This window comes from Zavarzinella formosa DSM 19928 (assembly GCF_000255705.1).
Taxonomy (GTDB): Bacteria; Planctomycetota; Planctomycetia; order Gemmatales; family Gemmataceae; genus Zavarzinella; species Zavarzinella formosa.
Map to the genome: position 1 here is coordinate 1 of NZ_AIAB01000518.1, position 2,264 is coordinate 2,264.

Below are 2,264 nucleotides of genomic sequence, written 5' to 3' on the forward strand. Positions count from 1 at the left end.
GTTGAGCCAGCCGTCGGAAGTGGGGAAGGCGCGCCAGTCGGTGCCCAGGGGTCGGCCGACCCGCGAGTTGTGCAAATAACTCCCCTCCTCGATCATCGTCTCCACCCAGGTGAGGTAAACCAGATAATCGCTGGAATAACTTCGCGGCAGACGAAGGGGAGTCTGCCATTGCCGGGTGATGACGACAAACACCGCTGAGGACACGAGCAGGACGAACAGCCCGGCCAGAATGTCTTTTTTCAGGGAATGGCTTGGCGAAATGGTGGCGGCGGGGGACTGGGGTTCCATGTTGAATGGGATACCCGCTTGTGAATCCCCGGTCAAGGTTCAGATGAAGGATGAGGGGTGAAAGGTTGTTCACCTCATTTTTCAGCCCATGAGATCTTGCTCATGGTCATCCAACACCCTCGGCGTTGGGTTCCCGGCGCCAGATGCTCCCGCTCGAAGGCAGGCGTGCATTTGATGACGGTCTCGCCCGGCGGGATGTTGAAGGTCTTGACGATGGCCGTGCCTTCGCGGGGGACTGGTTCGATGTCATCCTGTCCGTTGTGCGAGATTCGCAGCCAGCGAGTCTCTTTGGCTTCGTCCAGATTGACGACCCGCACGGAAAATCGCAGTTCCAACGGACGCGGGACATCCAGTGTGTTCGTCACCCGGATTTCTGCCTCGCGTCCAAAATCCCGTGTGGTGGCCGACAGATCGCTCAAAGACGCATCCGGGCTGAAGTTTTTTCGCCAGACGGGCGTGAGGGGCTGGCGCATGCGAAGTTTCGCGGCCTCCCATTGCCCGGCGGTTGTTTCGGCCTTGAGGCGTTCGCTTCTGGCTCGGAGGTTGAAAAAGGCAAACTGGCGGTCGGAACTCACAAAGGGCTTCATGCCGAGAATCGCCTCGGCCTCGGCCTCGATCTTCTTGCCGCCGTCCTTGTGGCTGGGCCGGAAGACGAGGAGCCCGAGGGCCTCCATGCTGGCCAGATGATCGATCATCTCCGGGGTTGGCTGGCTGGCCGCCATTCGGGACCACAAGTCGTTCGCCTCGCCCCGCAAGGCTCCGTAGCTGAAGGTGAGTTGTTTGGTGTGGAGGTAGGGCCGGAAGTGGGAATAATCGGTGAACGGCTCGATGGGGCACTCGGGATAATAACGATAGCCCAGAATGAACACGAAATCACCGGGGGAGCCTTGCGATTCGATGGCGGGGAAATACTCCTCGTCGGACAAAAATTGCTCCGCGTTGGCCGCGTCGCGTCTGTTGATGTTCCGGGGTGTTTGGTCGAAGATCCCCCAGGCGACGGCGGCGACGGTCAGAACCGTGAAGATGATTCTTCCCTTGGTCGTTTGAATTCCATTCCAACGGGCCTCCGCCCTCGTTGCCAACCCCAGCAGGACGATGAATCCCAGCATGATGCTGATGCGATTGTAGCACCTGATCCACGGCGTCATGCCAATGGTGGCCTGCGTCCAGTTGATGACCGAGGCAAAGCCGCCGACGGTCGCTAGCAGTGCGATGACCACGGTGAACAAAGACAGCAAATCCTCGCCTTGCTCGGCGGCTTCCGCCCTGCGGAACACGAATCGAAACACCAGAAAGAGGAACCCGGCCGCTCCGATCATGCCGAGGGAGGAGTATTCGTTTTCGTTGCTAAGGGGCGAAACACCGCTATATTTGGCCCGAATCTTGGCCAGCGGCTTCAACTGGTGATCGGGGACCGGCATCAGCAGTTGGGTGAGCTTGAAGGCGTAGGTCTCGGACTCTTCCGGGCTTCGCTGTGGCGCATCCGGGTTTGCCTGGTTGGTCATCTTCTGCCTGATCTCGGGGATCATCGTGGCCATGAGTGTGGCCATCGCCACGGCGCACCAGCCGACCGAGAGAGCCAAGGGCCGCCATCGATGGTCGTTTACGGACCGGGCGATGCCGGCGACCAGCATGAGGATGCAGGCAAAATAGGCGTAATAGACGTACCCCAATCCGGTGAGAACCGCCAGCATGACGAACACAAGGGATTGGCGGTTCCACTTTCCGATGGCGGGGTTGCTCGTTCGCCATTGAAGGCAGGCATACAGCGACCACGGGATGAGATAATACGCCGTCATGAAAACGTGCGAATGACGCATGAGATGGTAGGGAATGAAGTCATAGAGCAGGGCGAAGGCGACGGCGATCAACCGGGAAATACCCAGCAAGCGGGCGACGGCAAAGGCGCTGAGGCCGACCAAAGGGAAGGTGAGCCAGTAGAACCAGTTCATGACCCAGGCGGGTTCGGGGTTGAG

2 protein-coding genes are annotated in these 2,264 nt (G+C 59.5%); both read right to left on the minus strand.

The window, feature by feature from the left end:
• A partial coding sequence (locus tag BGIM_RS47860) for a hypothetical protein (RefSeq protein ID WP_040887386.1) occupies positions 1-288 on the minus strand: 288 nt, incomplete at its 3' end.
• A 74-nt stretch (positions 289-362) separates the two neighbouring features.
• A partial coding sequence (locus tag BGIM_RS0100470; RefSeq protein ID WP_020467883.1) for a hypothetical protein occupies positions 363-2,264 on the minus strand: 1,902 nt, incomplete at its 5' end.